Here is a 14,380-nt window from a genome sequence, read left to right as displayed (position 1 = left end):
ACCGGATGACGGGAACTGAGCTTCGGCAACGGCAACACAGGGCCGGCGGATGGAACAGGGGCCGAATGGGATTCCCGTGTTCCTTTTCAAAAACAACCGGCCTGCATGATTATTAGGGAACGATAGTATGACGACGCAGACGATGGCTGCTGCACCCCGCCGCACCGAATTGTCTCTGCTGGATCCCACCGCAGGACTGGATGCAAGGCCCCTACCCGATGCCGCTCAGCGTCTCCGCGCTCTCGAACAGCGCGTGGCAGAAGACCTGAAGTATCTCGATTACCCGAACATGTCGTGGATCCCCGCTCGCAAGAGCCCGGAAGGGGAACATGTCTATGACGTAGTCATCGTGGGAGCCGGTCAGGGCGGGCTCGCGATCGGGTTTGGGCTGTCGCGCGAAAAAGTCAGCAACATCGTTCTGCTGGACCGGAGCGAACAGGGCCGCGAAGGCCCCTGGATCACCTATGCCCGGATGTTGACCTATCGCTCGCCGAAGCATGTCACCGGCCCTGACATGGGCGTGCCGTCGCTGACGTCTCAGGCCTACTATGTCGCCGTTTTTGGCGAGGACGCGTGGGAGCAGCTCGGCAAATGGCCGCGCACCGTCTGGATGGAATATCTGGTCTGGTTCCGGAAAATGGTGGATCTGCCGATCCACAATCAGACCGAAGTCACGGGGTTCAAGCCGGAGGGCGATTTCATCCGGGTGAGCACCATTTCGACGAAGACCGGCGCGCAAGGCTCCTATCTCGCGCGCCGGCTCGTCTTCGCCACCGGCGTGGAAGGCAATGGCGACTGGCGACCGGCGAATTTGAACCTCGACCAATTGCCCGAGGACCGCTACTCGCACACGAATTTCGAATTCGACGTCGACGCCCTCAAGGGCAAGCGGATCGCCGTTCTCGGCGCCGGCGCCTCGGCCTTCGACACTGCGGCCTCGCTGCTGGAGACCGGCGCGACGCAGGTGCATCAGTTCGTCCGGCGCAAGGAACTCGCCGCCATCAACCCGTTCCGCTGGATGGAGAAGGCGGGCTTCCTCCGTCACTACGGCTCGATGGACGACGCCGCGCGCTGGGACTGGATGGACGCCATCTACCGGAACGGCATGCCGCCGACCCAGGACGGCATCAACCGCTGCGCCGAATTCCCGAACTATCGCATCTCCTACGGCGTCAACTGGAAGAACGTCCAGATGAAAGGCGACGAGATCGAAATTGAGCTAAACACCGGCGAAAAGAAATACGCCGACTATCTTGTCGTCGGAACCGGCTATCGCGTCGATCTGAGCCTCCGGCCGGAACTTCGCGACTACGCCAGCGAGATCGCGCTGTGGAAGGATCGCGTCGCCGTGCCGTCGGGCCAGGCGGACAGCTATATCGGAATGTGTCCGTACCTGTCCGACGACCTTTCGTTTCAGGAAAAGACGGCGGGAAGCGCGCCGGTCCTGAAGAATGTCCACTATTTCACCTTCGTCGCCACGGCGAGCGTGGGCTTTTCCGGCGCCTCGCTGACCGGTCTCAAATATGGCGTCGAGCGCCTGGTCTATGGCCTGACCAAGGCCCTCTGGCTCGAAGAGGCGGAGCCGGCGCTGGAGGAGATCCGGCGATACGACGATCTCGATCTCGACTACTCGCCGATTGAAAGCCACATCGAATAGTGAAGCTGACGGGCCGGATGCGGCGGGTGGGCATGCCGGCCGTCGCACCCCGGCAAGGCGGTGCATAAGGGGAAGGCGGGGCAAGCATCATGAGCACGACGACGGCCATCTTCGGCAGCTATGTTCTGGCGGAGCGAGAGGGCGAGCCGGAAATGCTGCGCGATCAGTGGCTGCTGATCGAAGGCAACCGGATCGTTGCCCTGCAGGCGACGCGACCGCTTGCCGACCGGGTTCTCGACCAGCCCGGCCGGTTCGTCCTGCCCGGCCTGCTCAACCTGCACAATCACTGCTGCGCCGAGGCGTTTTCGAGGTCCAGGACCGAGGATCTGCCGATGGCGAGCGGCGACGATCTCCTCCGCGTCCTCGGCCCCATCTCCGGCACGGGGAGCGAATTGCTGAAATCCCTCAGCCGGTCGCAACGGCTGGACATTGCCAGACTGGGCGTGTTGCAGCTCCTCAAGGGCGGAACCACCACCGTCATGGAGCCGTTCCGGAACTGGTTCCCGGAAATGTTCGACGCCGCCGCCGAGATGGGAATTCGGTTCTATGGCGCGCCCTACCTGTTTTCAAAGGATCCGGCGGGCAACGAGATCGGCGCTTCCTGCCTCGAGGCGTGGGACGAACTGTTCGAGACATGGCACCAGGCGGCCGACGGACGCATCCGGGTCGTGATGAGCCCGCATGGCAGCGATACCTGCGATCGGGATCTGTTGCTGGCGGCGACCCGCCGCGCCCGCGAACTCGATACGCAGATCACCCTGCATCTGGCGCAGAGCGAGGGCGAGGTCGCGACCGTCGCGGCCCGAGAGGGCGGCAAGACGCCGATCGAGTTTCTGGAAAGCATCGGGATGCTCGGGCCGGATCTGCTGGCGGCGCACTGTATCCTGGCCTCGGATGACGATCTCCGGACGATGGCGGCGACCGGCTCGACGATCGTGAACTGCCCCCGGACCTATGCGAGGGCCGGCGTCACGGCCGCCTTCTCACGCTTCCGGCAGCACGGGGTGCGAACGCTGGTCGGAACCGACGGCTACAACATGGACCTCATCACCGAGCTCAGCGCCGCGGCGCTGATCTCGAAATGCCGGGACGGACGGGCGGATGTTGCGACGTCGCAGGATCTGATCGCGGCGGTCACCCGCGAGGCGGCGAACGCGATCAACCGCCCCGACCTCGGCAGGATCACCATCAGCGCGACGGCGGATCTCACCGTATTGAGCCTCGACAGCCCCTTCCTCAGGCCCCTGCAGGACCCGGTGAAGGCGATCGTCGCGCTCGGCTGCCGCGCCGATGTCGACATCGTCATGGTCGACGGCGAGATCGTGGTGGAGCATGGCGACTACACACGCTCCGACGAGACGGAGATCGTCGAACGCGGCACGGCGGCGCTCGACATGATCATGAACTCCGCGCCGTTCCAAAGCATTTTGCCGGCTCACTAGCGCCGCGCCCGCTGCGCCGGATTGCGATGATGATCGATCGACGGACGTTCGGGTCCGTCGACTCTTTTGAGCGCGAAAACGGGTCCGGTCGATCCCTCCCCCCCTTTCGCCGACCGCTCATCGGCAGCGTTCCCCCTTTCCCTCCGTGTCGGCACAGGCGCCCCGCGACATCACTCGCAATAAATATCAGACACAATATTTAACGGAATATTTTGCTGACAGCCGCGTGGGAAATCCGCAGAATATCCGCATCGAAACGGGCAGATCTGATCTTGCGGCCCGGCATCGACGAACGGACTTTCACCCCCACACGGAGAGACGAAGATGGTCTTGGTTCAGGTGCTCGCAAAGCTGGCGAGGCCCGCGGCAATGGCCGCGATGATGTCTGTAGCCGGCGCCGCGGCCGGTCACGCCGCCGACCTCAAGGAGATGCTGCCAGACACGATCCGCCACGCCGGGGTTCTTCATCTGGCGACCGAAGCCAAATGGCCGCCATACGCCTTTATCGACGCCGACGGCACCCTGCGGGGCTATGAGGTCGATCTCGCCGCGGCGATCGCCGCAAAGCTCGGCGTCAAGGTCGAGACCGAATCCATCGATTTCGCCGGCCTCATCCCGGGCATCATGTCCAATCGCTACGACGTCGCGATGCTCTCCATTTCCGAGAACGCCGAGCGGCGGAAGACGCTGAACTTCGTGAATTACGCCAATGCGGCGATGGGCGCGTTTGCCATGGAGGACAACCAGGCCGCGACCAGCGAGGTCGTCTCGATGTGCGGGAAGACCGTCGGTGTGCAGTCCGGCACGAGCTATGTCGGCTTTCTCGAGAACGACCTGACGCAATTCTGCGTGTCGAAGGGCATGGCCAAGCCGGACCTGAAGCTCTTCACCGCCGGAGATGCGCAGATTCTGGCTCTCTATTCGGGTCGGGTGGACTTCATTCTGACCGGCGCGTCCATGGCCGGCGAGATCAAGGCCAAGGGACCGCGTCCGATCCGGATGGTCGACGGTTCGACATTCCCGAAGGACTTTGTCGGCATGATCGTCCTGAAGCAGAACACCCAGCTCTCCGAAGCGCTGCTGGCCGGGCTGCAGGCGGTCTATGCCGACGGCACCTATGACAAGATCATGGCCAAGTGGAACGTCGAGGGCATGAAGATCGAGGCGCCGGGGATCAACCTGGCCGAGAAGGCCGGCCAGTAACGGATCGAAGAACGCGGCCCCGCTTCCGGTGGGAAGCGGGGCTCGGCGGGCAGCTTACGCCGTCATGTACCAGGTCGCCGTGCTGCCGCCGTCGACCACCAGCATCTGCCCGGTGATGTAGCTCGCTTGCGGCGAGGCGAGATACCGAACGGCGCTGGCGACTTCTTCCGGCGTACCCGGCCGCTGCAACGGAAGCTTGCCGAAGCGCTCGACATATTCCGGGAACGCGACACGCCAGTCGGGCTCGGCCGAAACGATCGGGCCCGGGCTCACGCCATTGACCCGGATGCCGGCCGGCGCCCATTCGAGCGCCATCTGACGCGTGAGGTTGACGACCGCGGCCTTCGCCGGGGCATAGGCGCCGCCGCCGGGCCAGGACCGATGCGCCGACGCCCCGGCGATGTTGACGATCACCCCCGATTTCGCCGGCAGCATGCGCCGCGCCGCGGCGGCTCCGCAGAGAAAGGTTCCCTTCGCGTGCACCGCGAACACGGAATCCCAATCGGCTTCGGTGAGCGAGATCAGCGGCGCATGCGCGTCGATCCCGGCATTGTTGACCAGGATGTCGATGCGGCCGAACTCAGCGACGACCGTATCCATCATCGCCTCGACCGACTCGCCGTTGCTGACGTCGGCCATCACGACAAGGGCCTGGCCGCCGAGGGACCGAATGGCCTCCGCGGTCTCTTCCGCCTCCGCCCTGCCGGTATGGGCAACCACGGCGACAGCCGCGCCCGCCTCTGCGAAGGCGAGCGAGATGGCGCGGCCGATAAGCTTGCCGCCGCCGGTTACGACGGCGACGCGGCCCGACAGCTCAGGCCCGGTAGATGGCAATGACATGGTGGTTCCCCTTGATCCGACCCGTGCCCCTTGCACCGGGTCGGCTGCCTGCAAACCGGCCAGATCGCGCGCTAGCGGAACCGGGCCTCGTAGCTGTCGCGGGCGTTCCAGACCGGCAGGATGATATCCGGCCCCAGACCCGCGATCCGGCTGAACGGAATGGGCCGTGGCGGCGTCAGCGGCAGGGTGAGTTCGGCATCGCTGATGCGGCCGGCCAGCCACGAACCGACCTCGCGGCCGAGCGTCGTGGTCAGGGCGACGCCGCGCCCGTTGCAGCCGATGACCGCGTCGAGACCGGGCTCGAGCCGCATCATGCGCGGCAGGAAATCCAGCGTTCCGGCGATGACGCCGGTCCATGTGTATTCCGAGCGGATTTCGGGCAGGCCGGGAACCAGCCGGTTGAGCCGCCGCGCGAACACCTTGCGGGCGAGCGCCATGCGGCCGGGAGCCGGCAGAACCAGTCCGCCGGTGACCAGCCTGCCGTCCGGCGACCAGCGCAGGGCGAAGGTATGCCGGCGCGTGTCGGCGACCGGCGCCCTGTCCGGCAGCAACCTATCGCGGATCGCGGCCGGCATGACCTGCGTCGCGATCTGGAAGACGCGTGCCGGAATGATCGAGGCGCGCAGCTGCGGCAGGAGATCGCCGATCAGGGCGTTCGTCGTCATCAGCACCCGCGGCGCCCGCGCCACGCCGGTGGCGGTCCGCACGCGCCATCCGTTCCCGTCGCGCTCAACCGCCGTGACGGGGCTTTCGCCATAGAGGCGCACGCCCGCCGCCGCGGCCGCGCGGGCCAATCCCCGCGCATAGGCCAGCGGGTTGATCTGCCCGCCCGAGGCGATGCGGATGCCGCCATAGAGCGTCGGAAGCCCCGTGCGCGCGATCATGGCGCCCCGATCCTGCCACGACGCGTCGACGCCGGCCTCCAGCAGCCTCGGCATGCGCCCGTACAGGGTCTGCTCGGCCTCCTGCGAGTGCCCCGGCTGCAGCCAGCCGTTCTGAACGGCGGCGCAATCGATGCCGTGTTTCGCGATCAGGCCGAAGACGGTGTTGCCGGAGCCGGCGACGAGCCGCAGCAGCCTTCCGGCATGGTCCGCGCCAAGCGCCTGCGTGACCTCCGCCGGACCGAGCGACGCTTTCAGGCTGGGAACGACAAATCCGGTGTTGCGCCCCGAGGCCCCGAAGCCGGGCTGGTGGGTTTCCAGCAACACGACGTCGAGCCCGGCCTCGGCCGCATGCAGCGCCGACGACAGGCCGAGAAACCCGCCGCCGACGACGATGACATCGGCCTTGAGGGATTCATTCAGCGGGACCAGCGGTTCCGCCGGCGGCGCGATCGCTTCCCACAAGGATCCGACTTGCATGTCCCGTTTCCATTCATCCAGAACGCCGGCGCGCCGGCATCGTGCGGTCTCGCGAAGGCTACGCCGTTATCCCAGCTCCGAAAGGCGCTTTTCCTGGCGCTTGAGCAGGCGCTCGACCTCCGCTTGCGCGGCGGTATCGAGCTGCGCGCCGGGCTGGCGCTGGGCCGCCGAGGCAATCGCGCCGCGCTTGGCCAGGACGTATTTCCGGACCGCGAGGCCGACGCCCGGCTGCTGCTCGTAGCGGACCAGCGGCAGATAGGCGTCGAACAGGTCCTGCGCCCGGTCCATGTCGCCACGCGCCGCGAGGTCGGTCACCTGCACCAGCATCTCGGGGAAGCCGAAGCCGGTCATGGCTCCGTCGGCGCCGCGCGCGACCTCCTCGGGAAGGAAGATGCCGCCATTGCCGCACAGCACGGAGACGTGCCGGCGGCCGTTCTTCTCGGCGGCGCGCAGCTTCGAGATCTTGGACAGGCCGGGCCAGTCCTCGTGCTTGATCATGACGATCTGCGGCAGCTCGTCGATCAGGCGGCCGAGCAGCTCGTCGCTGATCTGCACGGTCGTGGCGAGCGGGAAGTCCTGAAGCACCACCGGCACGTCCTTGCCGATGAAGGAGCAGGCCTGGCGGTAGTAATTGAGGATCTGCGCGTCGGTGCGCATCGTCATCGGCGGAGCGATCATCACGCCCGCGGCGCCCCGATCCATCGCCTCGTTGGAGACCTCCGCCAGCGCGGCCAGTCCCGGCGAGGACACGCCGACGACGACCGGCTTTCCCTGCGCCCGGGCGGTGACGCGCTGGATCACCTGGCGCGATTCCGCGCCGGTGAGCTTCGGCGCCTCGCCCATCATGCCCAGAATGGTCAGGCCGTCGGCGCCGGATTCGAGGTAGAAATCGGTGACGCGATCCAGGCTTTCGAAATCAAGCGACCCGTCGTCCTTGAACGGCGTGACCGCGATCACGAAGACACCGCGCGACCGTTCCGTAAGAAGTGCCATCCTCTGTCCTCTTCAGTTGCATGCCGGGCGGCCGAGGTGCGGCGCCGCGATCGAGACAAGGCTTCGATCGCCTGCCCGGTATCGTTCGATCAAAGCGTGCCGAGCGGCCGGGCGAAGCCGGGCTTGGCCTTCTCCCTGGCGACGCCGAGACGCAGGGTCGCCTGGCCATATTCGGTGAAGAAGCGCGCGAGCCGCTCCACGGTTGCTTCGAGGATGCGCTCGCCGTTCTTGATGTCGGCCTTGGCGGGATCGCCGAAATAGCCGCAATCGTCGGCGTGGAAAATCGGCGGCCAGCCCGCTCCGGCCTCTGTGATCGGATCGAGCGCGGAGCCGGGCGCCATCCAGGGCTGCATGGTGCGCGGCTCGAGACCCCGGATCAGCTCCAGGATGCGCTGCTGCTCGGCCGGCTCGTCGTCATGCAGCGCGAGCATGAGCGCGGTTTCCTGCTCGCAGGCATGGCCGCCGCGCTTGAGATCGCCCTTGAGCATCGGGATCCAGGCCGATTCCGACGGCGTGAAATAGTTGGTCATGCCGACCGCATAGCCATCCGTGACCAGCTGGCCGCAGAGCGCCCGGAGCGGCGCCTCGTTGCCGCCATGGCCGTTCACGAACAGGACGCGCGTGAACCCCGCGTCGAGGATCGAGCGCACCATGTCGGTCAGGACGGAGAGGAACGTCTCCAGGCGAAGGCTGATCGTGCCCGGCCAGGACAGGTGATGGGGAGAAAACCCGAATGGCAGACGCGGCGCCACGACGACGGGAAAGGCCGTGACCCGGGCCGCGGCGCGCGCCGCGACCTCGGACGACAGCACGATGTCCGTATCGGTGCTGAGGAAATCGCCGTGCTGTTCCGTGGCGCCGGTGGGGATGATCACCAGGGCATTGCGGTCACGAAGCTCGGTGATCTCGCTCCGCGTAAGATCTTCCCAAAGAAGGCTTCTCATTGGTCGACGCTCTCTCACAAGAATGGGGAGCCCGGCACCCGAAGGCGCCGGGCGTCGCAACTACATGTCGCCGGCTTCCTTCGACGGATTGGAGGCGACGGCGATGACAAGGCCGGCCTCGCCGATGATGTGGCGGTAGCGGTAGTTCTTCGGCAGATACATGGCGTCGCCGGGCTTGAAGATGCGCTCCTCGCCGGTCTCTTCGATGATCTGACGCGACCAGCCATGCATGCAGTAGAGGATCACTTCGTGCTCGCCATCACCTTCGACCATTACGTCGAAATGCGGCATGTAGGTTGTGATGTGGAAGGAGATGGAAGAGCCGTGCAGCTTCTTGGTGATCAACCGGTGCGAGAATTCCTGCTCCGGATGGATCCAGGTAAGCTTGACATCTTCCTGCCGCGACCAACGGATCTTGCCTTCGCTGGGAACGAAATCTTTTGTCACTGTAGTCTCCACGGTTGATAGAAGCGAAAATACTGCCTGGAAGCGGTCCGGAAAGACGGCTTCGATATCTCCTGCCGCACACCGATCGCCGTGACCGGGCCCTCACGGCCGCAGCCGGCCTCGCGCATCCATTCAGGACGGCCGCGCGGCAGCCCGCCGAGCACCGCGCGCCGCGCAATCGGCATCACCGCATGACCTCGTCTGGCGGCGAGGCGTGCATCTTCCATGCCGGCGCGCCCGCCGCCCACGCCCGTGCGGCGGGGCATGCGCGCGGCAGCCATGCCGTAGCGACCCGGGTTCGGCTCTTCCGAAGCGGGGCGGCGGCAAGGGGGATGGAGGACATGGTTACGCATGATATCTTTCGTGATATACCGAAAGATATGCTGGATCAATAGGCCCGCGGAGGGATCCCCACTCGGCTGACGGCTTTCGTCGCAAGCGGTGATAAAACGATGCCGGCGCCATTTCGGGCGACGACCAGTGAAGACACGGTGATGATCGAATGAGCAGATCCAGCAAGAAAGAAGGCGCCGGCCAGGATCCGAATATCGCGAGTGCGCTGCGCCCTCTGGCCATGCACGACACGCGGAGCGTGGTGGAGAACGGCAAGCCGCCCATCATGTCGGGCTTCGTCACAAGAAGCCGGGAGACGATTGCCCAGCTCGTGACGCAGACCGCCAGCCTCATCATCGTCATCGAAGGGCGCAAGGAAATCATCGAGGGCGTCGACCATCGCCACTATGCGGCGGGCGACGCCTTCGTGCTGCCGGCAGGCGCGCGCGTCGATGTCGTCAACGACCCGGATTCCGAGACCGGCTTCTATCGCGCCTTGTTCATCAGCTTCCCGCGCGAGCTCGTGATCGAGGCGGCCCGGCTCTGGCCGCAATTCATCGGACAGGAAGAGCGAGCCGGCAAGCCTGTCATCAGCGCCGATCTCTGCTCGGCCATCGTTCATTGCGCGGAAGCCTTGTCGCGCCGCATAGCGGCGTCGCGGCGCGTGACGGATCATCGGATCCTTGAAATTCTGCTGATCCTCGCCGAGCAGGGCATCCTGCCGCTCGTGCCGAAATATGTCGATGGATCCGTGGTCGAGGCGGTTCGCCGGCTCGTCCGCCACCGTCTTCATTTGCCCTGGACCGCCGCGAGCGTCGCCGCCGAGCTGTCGATGTCGAAAGCCACCCTGCGCCGCCGGCTTCGCGCCGAAGCGCAATCGCTTCAGATGCTCCTCCGCACGGAACGCATGCGAGCGGCCTATGTCATCCTGGCCGACCGCGACGCCAACGTGGCGGAGGCCCTGGCGGCGACGGGCTATCGTTCCCGTTCGCACTTCTCGCGGCATTTCCAGGAGAGCTTCGGCACCTCGCCTTCGTCCGTGCGGCATGGCAAGCACGCGCAGGCCGCCTGATCGCTTCGGGCGCGGTTCTGATCGGAACCGGCCCATGACGGCTTCGCGCATCCACTACGGTCCCGCCAGTTCCAAGGACGAGGATCGAGACATGACGATACGCAAACGAAATCTGACCGCTGCGGCCATCCTGGCCGGCATGATGCTCGCGCCGGCGGCGCACGCCGGCAATCAGCCCTTGAAGGTCGAGATCGGCGGGCTGGACGCGCAGGGGCGCTTTCCGGATCAGGCGGCCTTCTGCACGCCGGACGGAAGCACAGCGAAGAATGTCAGCCCGTCGGTCACCTGGTCGCCGGGCCCGGCGGGGACGCAGAGCTATGCGCTGCTGATGACCGATCCCGACGTTCCCCAGGATCTGGGCCAGATCAACAAGCCCGGAACGGTCATCGCCGTCGATGCCCCCCGTCAGACCATCTACCATTGGGTGCTCACCGATATTCCGCCGGCGACAAGCTCGTTCCCGGCCGGAATCGACAGTGACAGCCTGATCCCGCATGGCAAACCCGTCGGCGAGACCGGGCACGGTCGTCGGGGCGCGAATACCTATACGAGCTTCTTCGCTGCCAGCGCCGAGATGGCCGGCACCTATGGCGGCTATGACGGGCCATGCCCGCCCGTCAATGACGAGCGCGTGCATCGCTATGTCGTGCGCGTGTTCGCCCTGGATACGCCGTCGCTCGGCCTGACGGGGGCATTCGATGGCCCGGCCGCGGAGAAAGCGATGCTCGGTCACATTCTGGCCGAGGGTGAAGCAAGCGGGACCTACAGCCTGAACCCGCATCTGCCCGCGAAGCCGACCCACTGACATGGGAGCGGCTAGCCTGTGGCGAGGTCCCGCAGGCTAGCCCCCACGCCCAGCGAGACGCATCTCCGCCGGGAGGCATCGCCTACCCCGGCGCCGCCGAGGCGCTTTCGCGCATCATCAGGAGCGCGCCGATCAGGAAGCCGAGGCCGCCGAGCAGCAGGCCGATATTGGCGAGATCGGGGATCCACCACGCCTCGCCGCCGGCCGGCACGTAGGCCAGCGTCGAGGCGATCATGAAGGCGACGCAGCCGAGCAGATTGACGAAGACGATCTGCCAGGCGAGCTCCTTCGGCTTCCAGCTCCAGTAGCCGCTGCTCGTCTCGATGAAGGCCAGATAGCCGGAGACGAGGAACAGGATCGAACCGATCATGCCCGGCACCCAGATCTCAAGATCCTGCCGGACCCAGTCGGGCGAGGCCACCAGCGCGTCGAACGTGTTGAAGTTAAACGCCACCGTGCCGACGAACTGCGAGAAGCTGCTCAGCCAGTCGACGCTGCCGGGCCGCCAGCCGATCAGCGATACCCGCGCCGGAGGCGTGGCGGCGGCGGGATCGACGCTGAAGGGCGCCGCGTTGGCGGTCTGGAAGTGCTGCAGATAGCCGGCGATGGTGAAGGGGATCGAGCCCAGGAAGAAGACGATGTTGATCGTGCGCGTCGAGGCCGAGGCGATCTCGGCCGGCAGGATCGACAGGAAGCTTCCCAGCATGAACAGGAACGATCCGACCGCGAAGAACGCGCCAGTGTACCAGTTGTAGGCCTCCGTCTGCCAGAACGGCACGGCGGCGTGCTCGAGCCCGCGCGCCTCGCGGGCAAGCCCCTTACGGTGCTGCCGCGACAGCCAGGTGAAATGCCGTCCGGCGAGGGAATAGCTGCGGAAGGTGATGAACGGCCACGGCCCCGCGATCTTCATGCGGAGCGCGTGGTGAAGGTCCGGCGCGAGCTTCATGCCGGGCCTTCGCCGCGGGCCGGATCGACGAATGGTCTCACGGGAGAATGGCTCCGCTGGCCGTGCGGGACGGCCGGACGCGCCAAAGCGCGAACCGGCCGCTTCTGTCGGGAAAGCGCCGCGAAGAGGCGGCGCATCCGGCCTCGATCAGGCGGCGACGCCCTTCAGCAGGTCCGTCGCGTCCTGCGCGCCGCCGCTCAGCTTGGCGAGCGGCAGGACCTTGGGCCCGACACCGGCGAGCGTCGTCAGGTCGAGGCGAATGAAGTTCAAATCGTCATAGCTGCGGATCAGATACTGGCCCCGCTTCAAATCGACGAGGCTGGTCCAGCTGGTGTACTCGGTCACATAGTCCTTCGCATTGGGGTCGGTGAGGCCCGCGACCTCCATCCCCGCGCTGCCATCTTCCGGGTAGTCGACAGTGATGTCGCGCGGCCGGTCGAAATTGTTCATGACATGGGCGAGCGTCAGCAGCGCGCGGTCCGGCGTCGTCGCCTTCTCGGCATAGTTCGCATAGTAGACGGCGCGGACGAAACGACCGACCGAGGTACTGGACGACGGCAGGCCGGCGGTGGCGATGCCGGCATCCGGCTGCGCGACCTTGAGCGCGCCGAAGGTGCCGACCGATTTGTCGACATTGGACAGGAAGGTGTAGTTCGAGAGATTGGTCAGGTGCCACGGGAACTCGGGCCCGTTGGTCATGACGCGGACGGGATTGTCATAGACCGACATGACGCCGCGGTTGAACTCGATGACGATCGAGCCGCCTGTGGCATCGTTGACGACGTAGTGGAACGGCGATTCCACGCCGCCGAGCAAGGGGAGCGGCACGACGCTCACCGACTGATCGGCCAGCGCCGCCTTGACCTCGGCGGCGGTGGCGAACGAGCCGAGAACCCAGGAACCGAGATCGGACGCCGACAGCACGGCGCGCGTCGCTTCCAGGGACTGGTGGCCGGAGGCGGCGGGATAGGAGAGCAGGCTGAAGGTCAGGCCCTTGTCGTTGAGGCCATCGACTACCTTTAGGTCGCCGATCTCAATCGGCGCTTCCGCGGTCGGCTGGCGCACCGGCATCGTGATCGACAGAAAATCATGCGCGGTCTTGTACTCAACCGCCGGATGTCCCTCGATCTCGGACCGCGCGGAGAAGCCGGCGGGGAGGTAGACGACCTGATACGGAAGATCGAGCGTCAGCTCCAGCGTTCGGCCGAGATAGGGATTTCCGTTGGCGTCCTGATAGATGAGCGCGGTGCACATGGGGCTTTCCTCGGAGGGGTATGATGGGCTGCAACTCGTCGGTGCGGCTGGCAACGAACGGGCTCTGCATCCGCCACGTCGCACCGCCGGGCCGCGGCTCAAGCCCGACCTGCGACCGACGGCGACGCCCCCAGTCGCGTCCATCCGTTTGACCTCATGGCATACTTCTGGCGATGCGAAAAGGGTGGTTGCCACAGCTTTTGCGCGAACTCGACGTTTCCCGGGAGACAAGCCAGTCGGCCAAATCCCCGGCATGACAAGGGCATGACAACGCCCCCTGCACCATCCAACGGTTGCAGGTCTACGATCGATCCTGCGGCAATATTATCGTTGTGCCGAATTGACTGAATTCCGGAGAGGGCGCGGCAGGCATGGCAGGCGCCAGCGGCTGCCCGCCTCAGGGCAGCATGATGCTCGTCCGCATGGCGAAATCCATCGCCTCGATCGACAGCCAGGCGGAGAGGGCCGCGCCGATCTTGCGCGGCAGGGTGAGGACGCGGCGCGGCGGCGCCGGCTCGCCCTCGGCGCGACAGGCCTCGAAATCGACGAGATGGCGCAGCGTCGAGCCGCTGGCGGCCGCGCGGTCGTGCAGGATGCTGTAGCGCGCGCCGGGCTCGATGCCGGTGACGGTGCCGACATTGTCCTCGCCCGCCACCTTCGGCCAGACGACGCGATCGCCGATCTGGAAGCGCGGCCGGATATCGTTGTCGATCGCCCAGCGAACCTGCAGCGCGTCGAGCCGCTCGGCCAGCATGCGGCCGTAATCGTCGAGCGCCGCGCAGACCGCCTCGCCGGCTCGCCAGGCCTCGTAGCGCGCGAGGTCGCGGCCGAGCTCCTCGCCGTCCTTGGTGATGGCGCCATAGGTGGCGATGTCGTGCGGCGCGACCTGGAAGCGGTCCGGGCGGATCAGCCCCGCCTCGGCCATGCGGATGGCCAGTTCGGTCGCCACCGCCAGCCTGTCCTCGAAAGACAGCGTCGTCGGTCGGGAGAGCCGCGTCACCGATGTCGTCATGATGAGCCCGTGCGCCGGCTTTCGCGCTCCACCATGGAGACGTCGCCGACGCGGTCATTGTGACGGCGAAA

General features: G+C 66.1%; 14 protein-coding genes. 5 read left to right on the top strand and 9 right to left on the bottom strand.

Going from position 1 to position 14,380, the window contains the following annotated elements:
• The first annotated feature begins 253 nt into the window (after nt 1-253).
• The 3 genes from AC6HZP_RS01695 (at nt 254) to AC6HZP_RS01685 (ending at nt 4,302) form a co-directional block, all read left to right on the top strand.
• Nucleotides 254-1,657 (top strand): NAD(P)-binding domain-containing protein, encoded by a 1,404-nt coding sequence (locus AC6HZP_RS01695; protein ID WP_497525135.1) that lies wholly within the window; start codon nt 254-256, stop codon nt 1,655-1,657.
• A gap of 89 nt (nt 1,658-1,746) precedes the next feature.
• Nucleotides 1,747-3,099, top strand: a complete 1,353-nt coding sequence (locus AC6HZP_RS01690) for an amidohydrolase family protein (protein ID WP_497525134.1) — start codon at nt 1,747-1,749, stop codon at nt 3,097-3,099.
• Between the two features lie 324 nt (nt 3,100-3,423).
• The gene (locus tag AC6HZP_RS01685; RefSeq protein WP_497525133.1) at nt 3,424-4,302 is read left to right on the top strand and encodes an ABC transporter substrate-binding protein; all 879 of its coding nucleotides are present in this window, start codon (nt 3,424-3,426) and stop codon (nt 4,300-4,302) included.
• A 54-nt stretch (nt 4,303-4,356) separates the two neighbouring features.
• Here the strand turns inward: AC6HZP_RS01685 and AC6HZP_RS01680 are convergent, their stop codons facing one another.
• The 6 genes from AC6HZP_RS01680 to AC6HZP_RS01655 all read right to left on the bottom strand — a co-directional run bounded on the left by AC6HZP_RS01680 (nt 4,357) and on the right by AC6HZP_RS01655 (nt 9,240).
• Entirely contained in the window at nt 4,357-5,142 is a 786-nt protein-coding gene (locus tag AC6HZP_RS01680) for an SDR family NAD(P)-dependent oxidoreductase (protein ID WP_497525132.1), read from the bottom strand.
• Nucleotides 5,143-5,213: 71 nt separating this feature from the next.
• Nucleotides 5,214-6,503 carry an NAD(P)/FAD-dependent oxidoreductase gene (locus AC6HZP_RS01675; protein ID WP_497525131.1) on the bottom strand — a complete coding sequence of 430 codons (1,290 nt, stop codon included), beginning with the start codon at nt 6,501-6,503 and terminating at the stop codon, nt 5,214-5,216.
• Nucleotides 6,504-6,569: 66 nt separating this feature from the next.
• Nucleotides 6,570-7,496 (bottom strand): dihydrodipicolinate synthase family protein, encoded by a 927-nt coding sequence (locus AC6HZP_RS01670; protein ID WP_497525130.1) that lies wholly within the window; start codon nt 7,494-7,496, stop codon nt 6,570-6,572.
• Between the two features lie 89 nt (nt 7,497-7,585).
• Entirely contained in the window at nt 7,586-8,440 is an 855-nt protein-coding gene (locus AC6HZP_RS01665) for a creatininase family protein (protein WP_497525129.1), read from the bottom strand.
• A gap of 60 nt (nt 8,441-8,500) precedes the next feature.
• Nucleotides 8,501-8,887, bottom strand: a complete 387-nt coding sequence (locus AC6HZP_RS01660; RefSeq protein WP_497525128.1) for a hypothetical protein — start codon at nt 8,885-8,887, stop codon at nt 8,501-8,503.
• A complete protein-coding gene (locus AC6HZP_RS01655; RefSeq protein WP_497525127.1) occupies nt 8,884-9,240 on the bottom strand; it encodes a hypothetical protein in 357 nt (118 codons plus the stop codon). Before AC6HZP_RS01655 ends, AC6HZP_RS01660 begins: the two co-directional genes overlap by 4 nt.
• Nucleotides 9,241-9,389: 149 nt before the next feature.
• Between AC6HZP_RS01655 and AC6HZP_RS01650 the strand changes: the two genes are divergently transcribed.
• Both AC6HZP_RS01650 and AC6HZP_RS01645 read left to right on the top strand, forming a co-directional pair.
• On the top strand, nt 9,390-10,292 hold the full coding sequence (locus AC6HZP_RS01650) for a helix-turn-helix transcriptional regulator (protein ID WP_497525126.1): 903 nt from the start codon (nt 9,390-9,392) through the stop codon (nt 10,290-10,292).
• 34 nt (nt 10,293-10,326) lie between these two features.
• The gene (locus tag AC6HZP_RS01645; RefSeq protein ID WP_497525125.1) at nt 10,327-11,097 is read left to right on the top strand and encodes a YbhB/YbcL family Raf kinase inhibitor-like protein; all 771 of its coding nucleotides are present in this window, start codon (nt 10,327-10,329) and stop codon (nt 11,095-11,097) included.
• Between the two features lie 82 nt (nt 11,098-11,179).
• Here the strand turns inward: AC6HZP_RS01645 and AC6HZP_RS01640 are convergent, their stop codons facing one another.
• The 3 genes from AC6HZP_RS01640 to AC6HZP_RS01630 form a co-directional block, all read right to left on the bottom strand.
• Nucleotides 11,180-12,043: a hypothetical protein gene (locus AC6HZP_RS01640; protein WP_497525124.1), complete on the bottom strand. Its 864-nt coding sequence runs from the start codon at nt 12,041-12,043 to the stop codon at nt 11,180-11,182.
• 147 nt (nt 12,044-12,190) lie between these two features.
• On the bottom strand, nt 12,191-13,297 hold the full coding sequence (locus AC6HZP_RS01635; protein ID WP_201401779.1) for a linear amide C-N hydrolase: 1,107 nt from the start codon (nt 13,295-13,297) through the stop codon (nt 12,191-12,193).
• 397 nt (nt 13,298-13,694) lie between these two features.
• The gene (locus tag AC6HZP_RS01630; RefSeq protein ID WP_201401778.1) at nt 13,695-14,309 is read right to left on the bottom strand and encodes a hypothetical protein; all 615 of its coding nucleotides are present in this window, start codon (nt 14,307-14,309) and stop codon (nt 13,695-13,697) included.
• Nucleotides 14,310-14,380 lie beyond the last annotated feature (71 nt).

This window comes from Kaistia sp. SLG-1, assembly GCF_059699055.1.
Note: the sequence above shows the minus strand (reverse complement) of the source record. Positions and strands in the feature narration are given on the sequence as shown.

Bases quoted from the DNA above. Each gene is read 5' to 3' on its own strand.
- AC6HZP_RS01645 (WP_497525125.1), top strand. From the start codon at position 10,327: ATGACGGCTTCGCGCATCCACTACGGTCCCGCCAGTTCCAAGGACGAG.
- AC6HZP_RS01640 (WP_497525124.1), bottom strand. From the start codon at position 12,043: ATGAAGCTCGCGCCGGACCTTCACCACGCGCTCCGCATGAAGATCGCG.
- AC6HZP_RS01635 (WP_201401779.1), bottom strand. From the start codon at position 13,297: ATGTGCACCGCGCTCATCTATCAGGACGCCAACGGAAATCCCTATCTC.
- AC6HZP_RS01690 (WP_497525134.1), top strand. From the start codon at position 1,747: ATGAGCACGACGACGGCCATCTTCGGCAGCTATGTTCTGGCGGAGCGA.
- AC6HZP_RS01630 (WP_201401778.1), bottom strand. From the start codon at position 14,309: ATGACGACATCGGTGACGCGGCTCTCCCGACCGACGACGCTGTCTTTC.
- AC6HZP_RS01650 (WP_497525126.1), top strand. From the start codon at position 9,390: ATGAGCAGATCCAGCAAGAAAGAAGGCGCCGGCCAGGATCCGAATATC.
- AC6HZP_RS01685 (WP_497525133.1), top strand. From the start codon at position 3,424: ATGGTCTTGGTTCAGGTGCTCGCAAAGCTGGCGAGGCCCGCGGCAATG.
- AC6HZP_RS01670 (WP_497525130.1), bottom strand. From the start codon at position 7,496: ATGGCACTTCTTACGGAACGGTCGCGCGGTGTCTTCGTGATCGCGGTC.
- AC6HZP_RS01675 (WP_497525131.1), bottom strand. From the start codon at position 6,503: ATGCAAGTCGGATCCTTGTGGGAAGCGATCGCGCCGCCGGCGGAACCG.
- AC6HZP_RS01680 (WP_497525132.1), bottom strand. From the start codon at position 5,142: ATGTCATTGCCATCTACCGGGCCTGAGCTGTCGGGCCGCGTCGCCGTC.
- AC6HZP_RS01655 (WP_497525127.1), bottom strand. From the start codon at position 9,240: ATGCGTAACCATGTCCTCCATCCCCCTTGCCGCCGCCCCGCTTCGGAA.
- AC6HZP_RS01665 (WP_497525129.1), bottom strand. From the start codon at position 8,440: ATGAGAAGCCTTCTTTGGGAAGATCTTACGCGGAGCGAGATCACCGAG.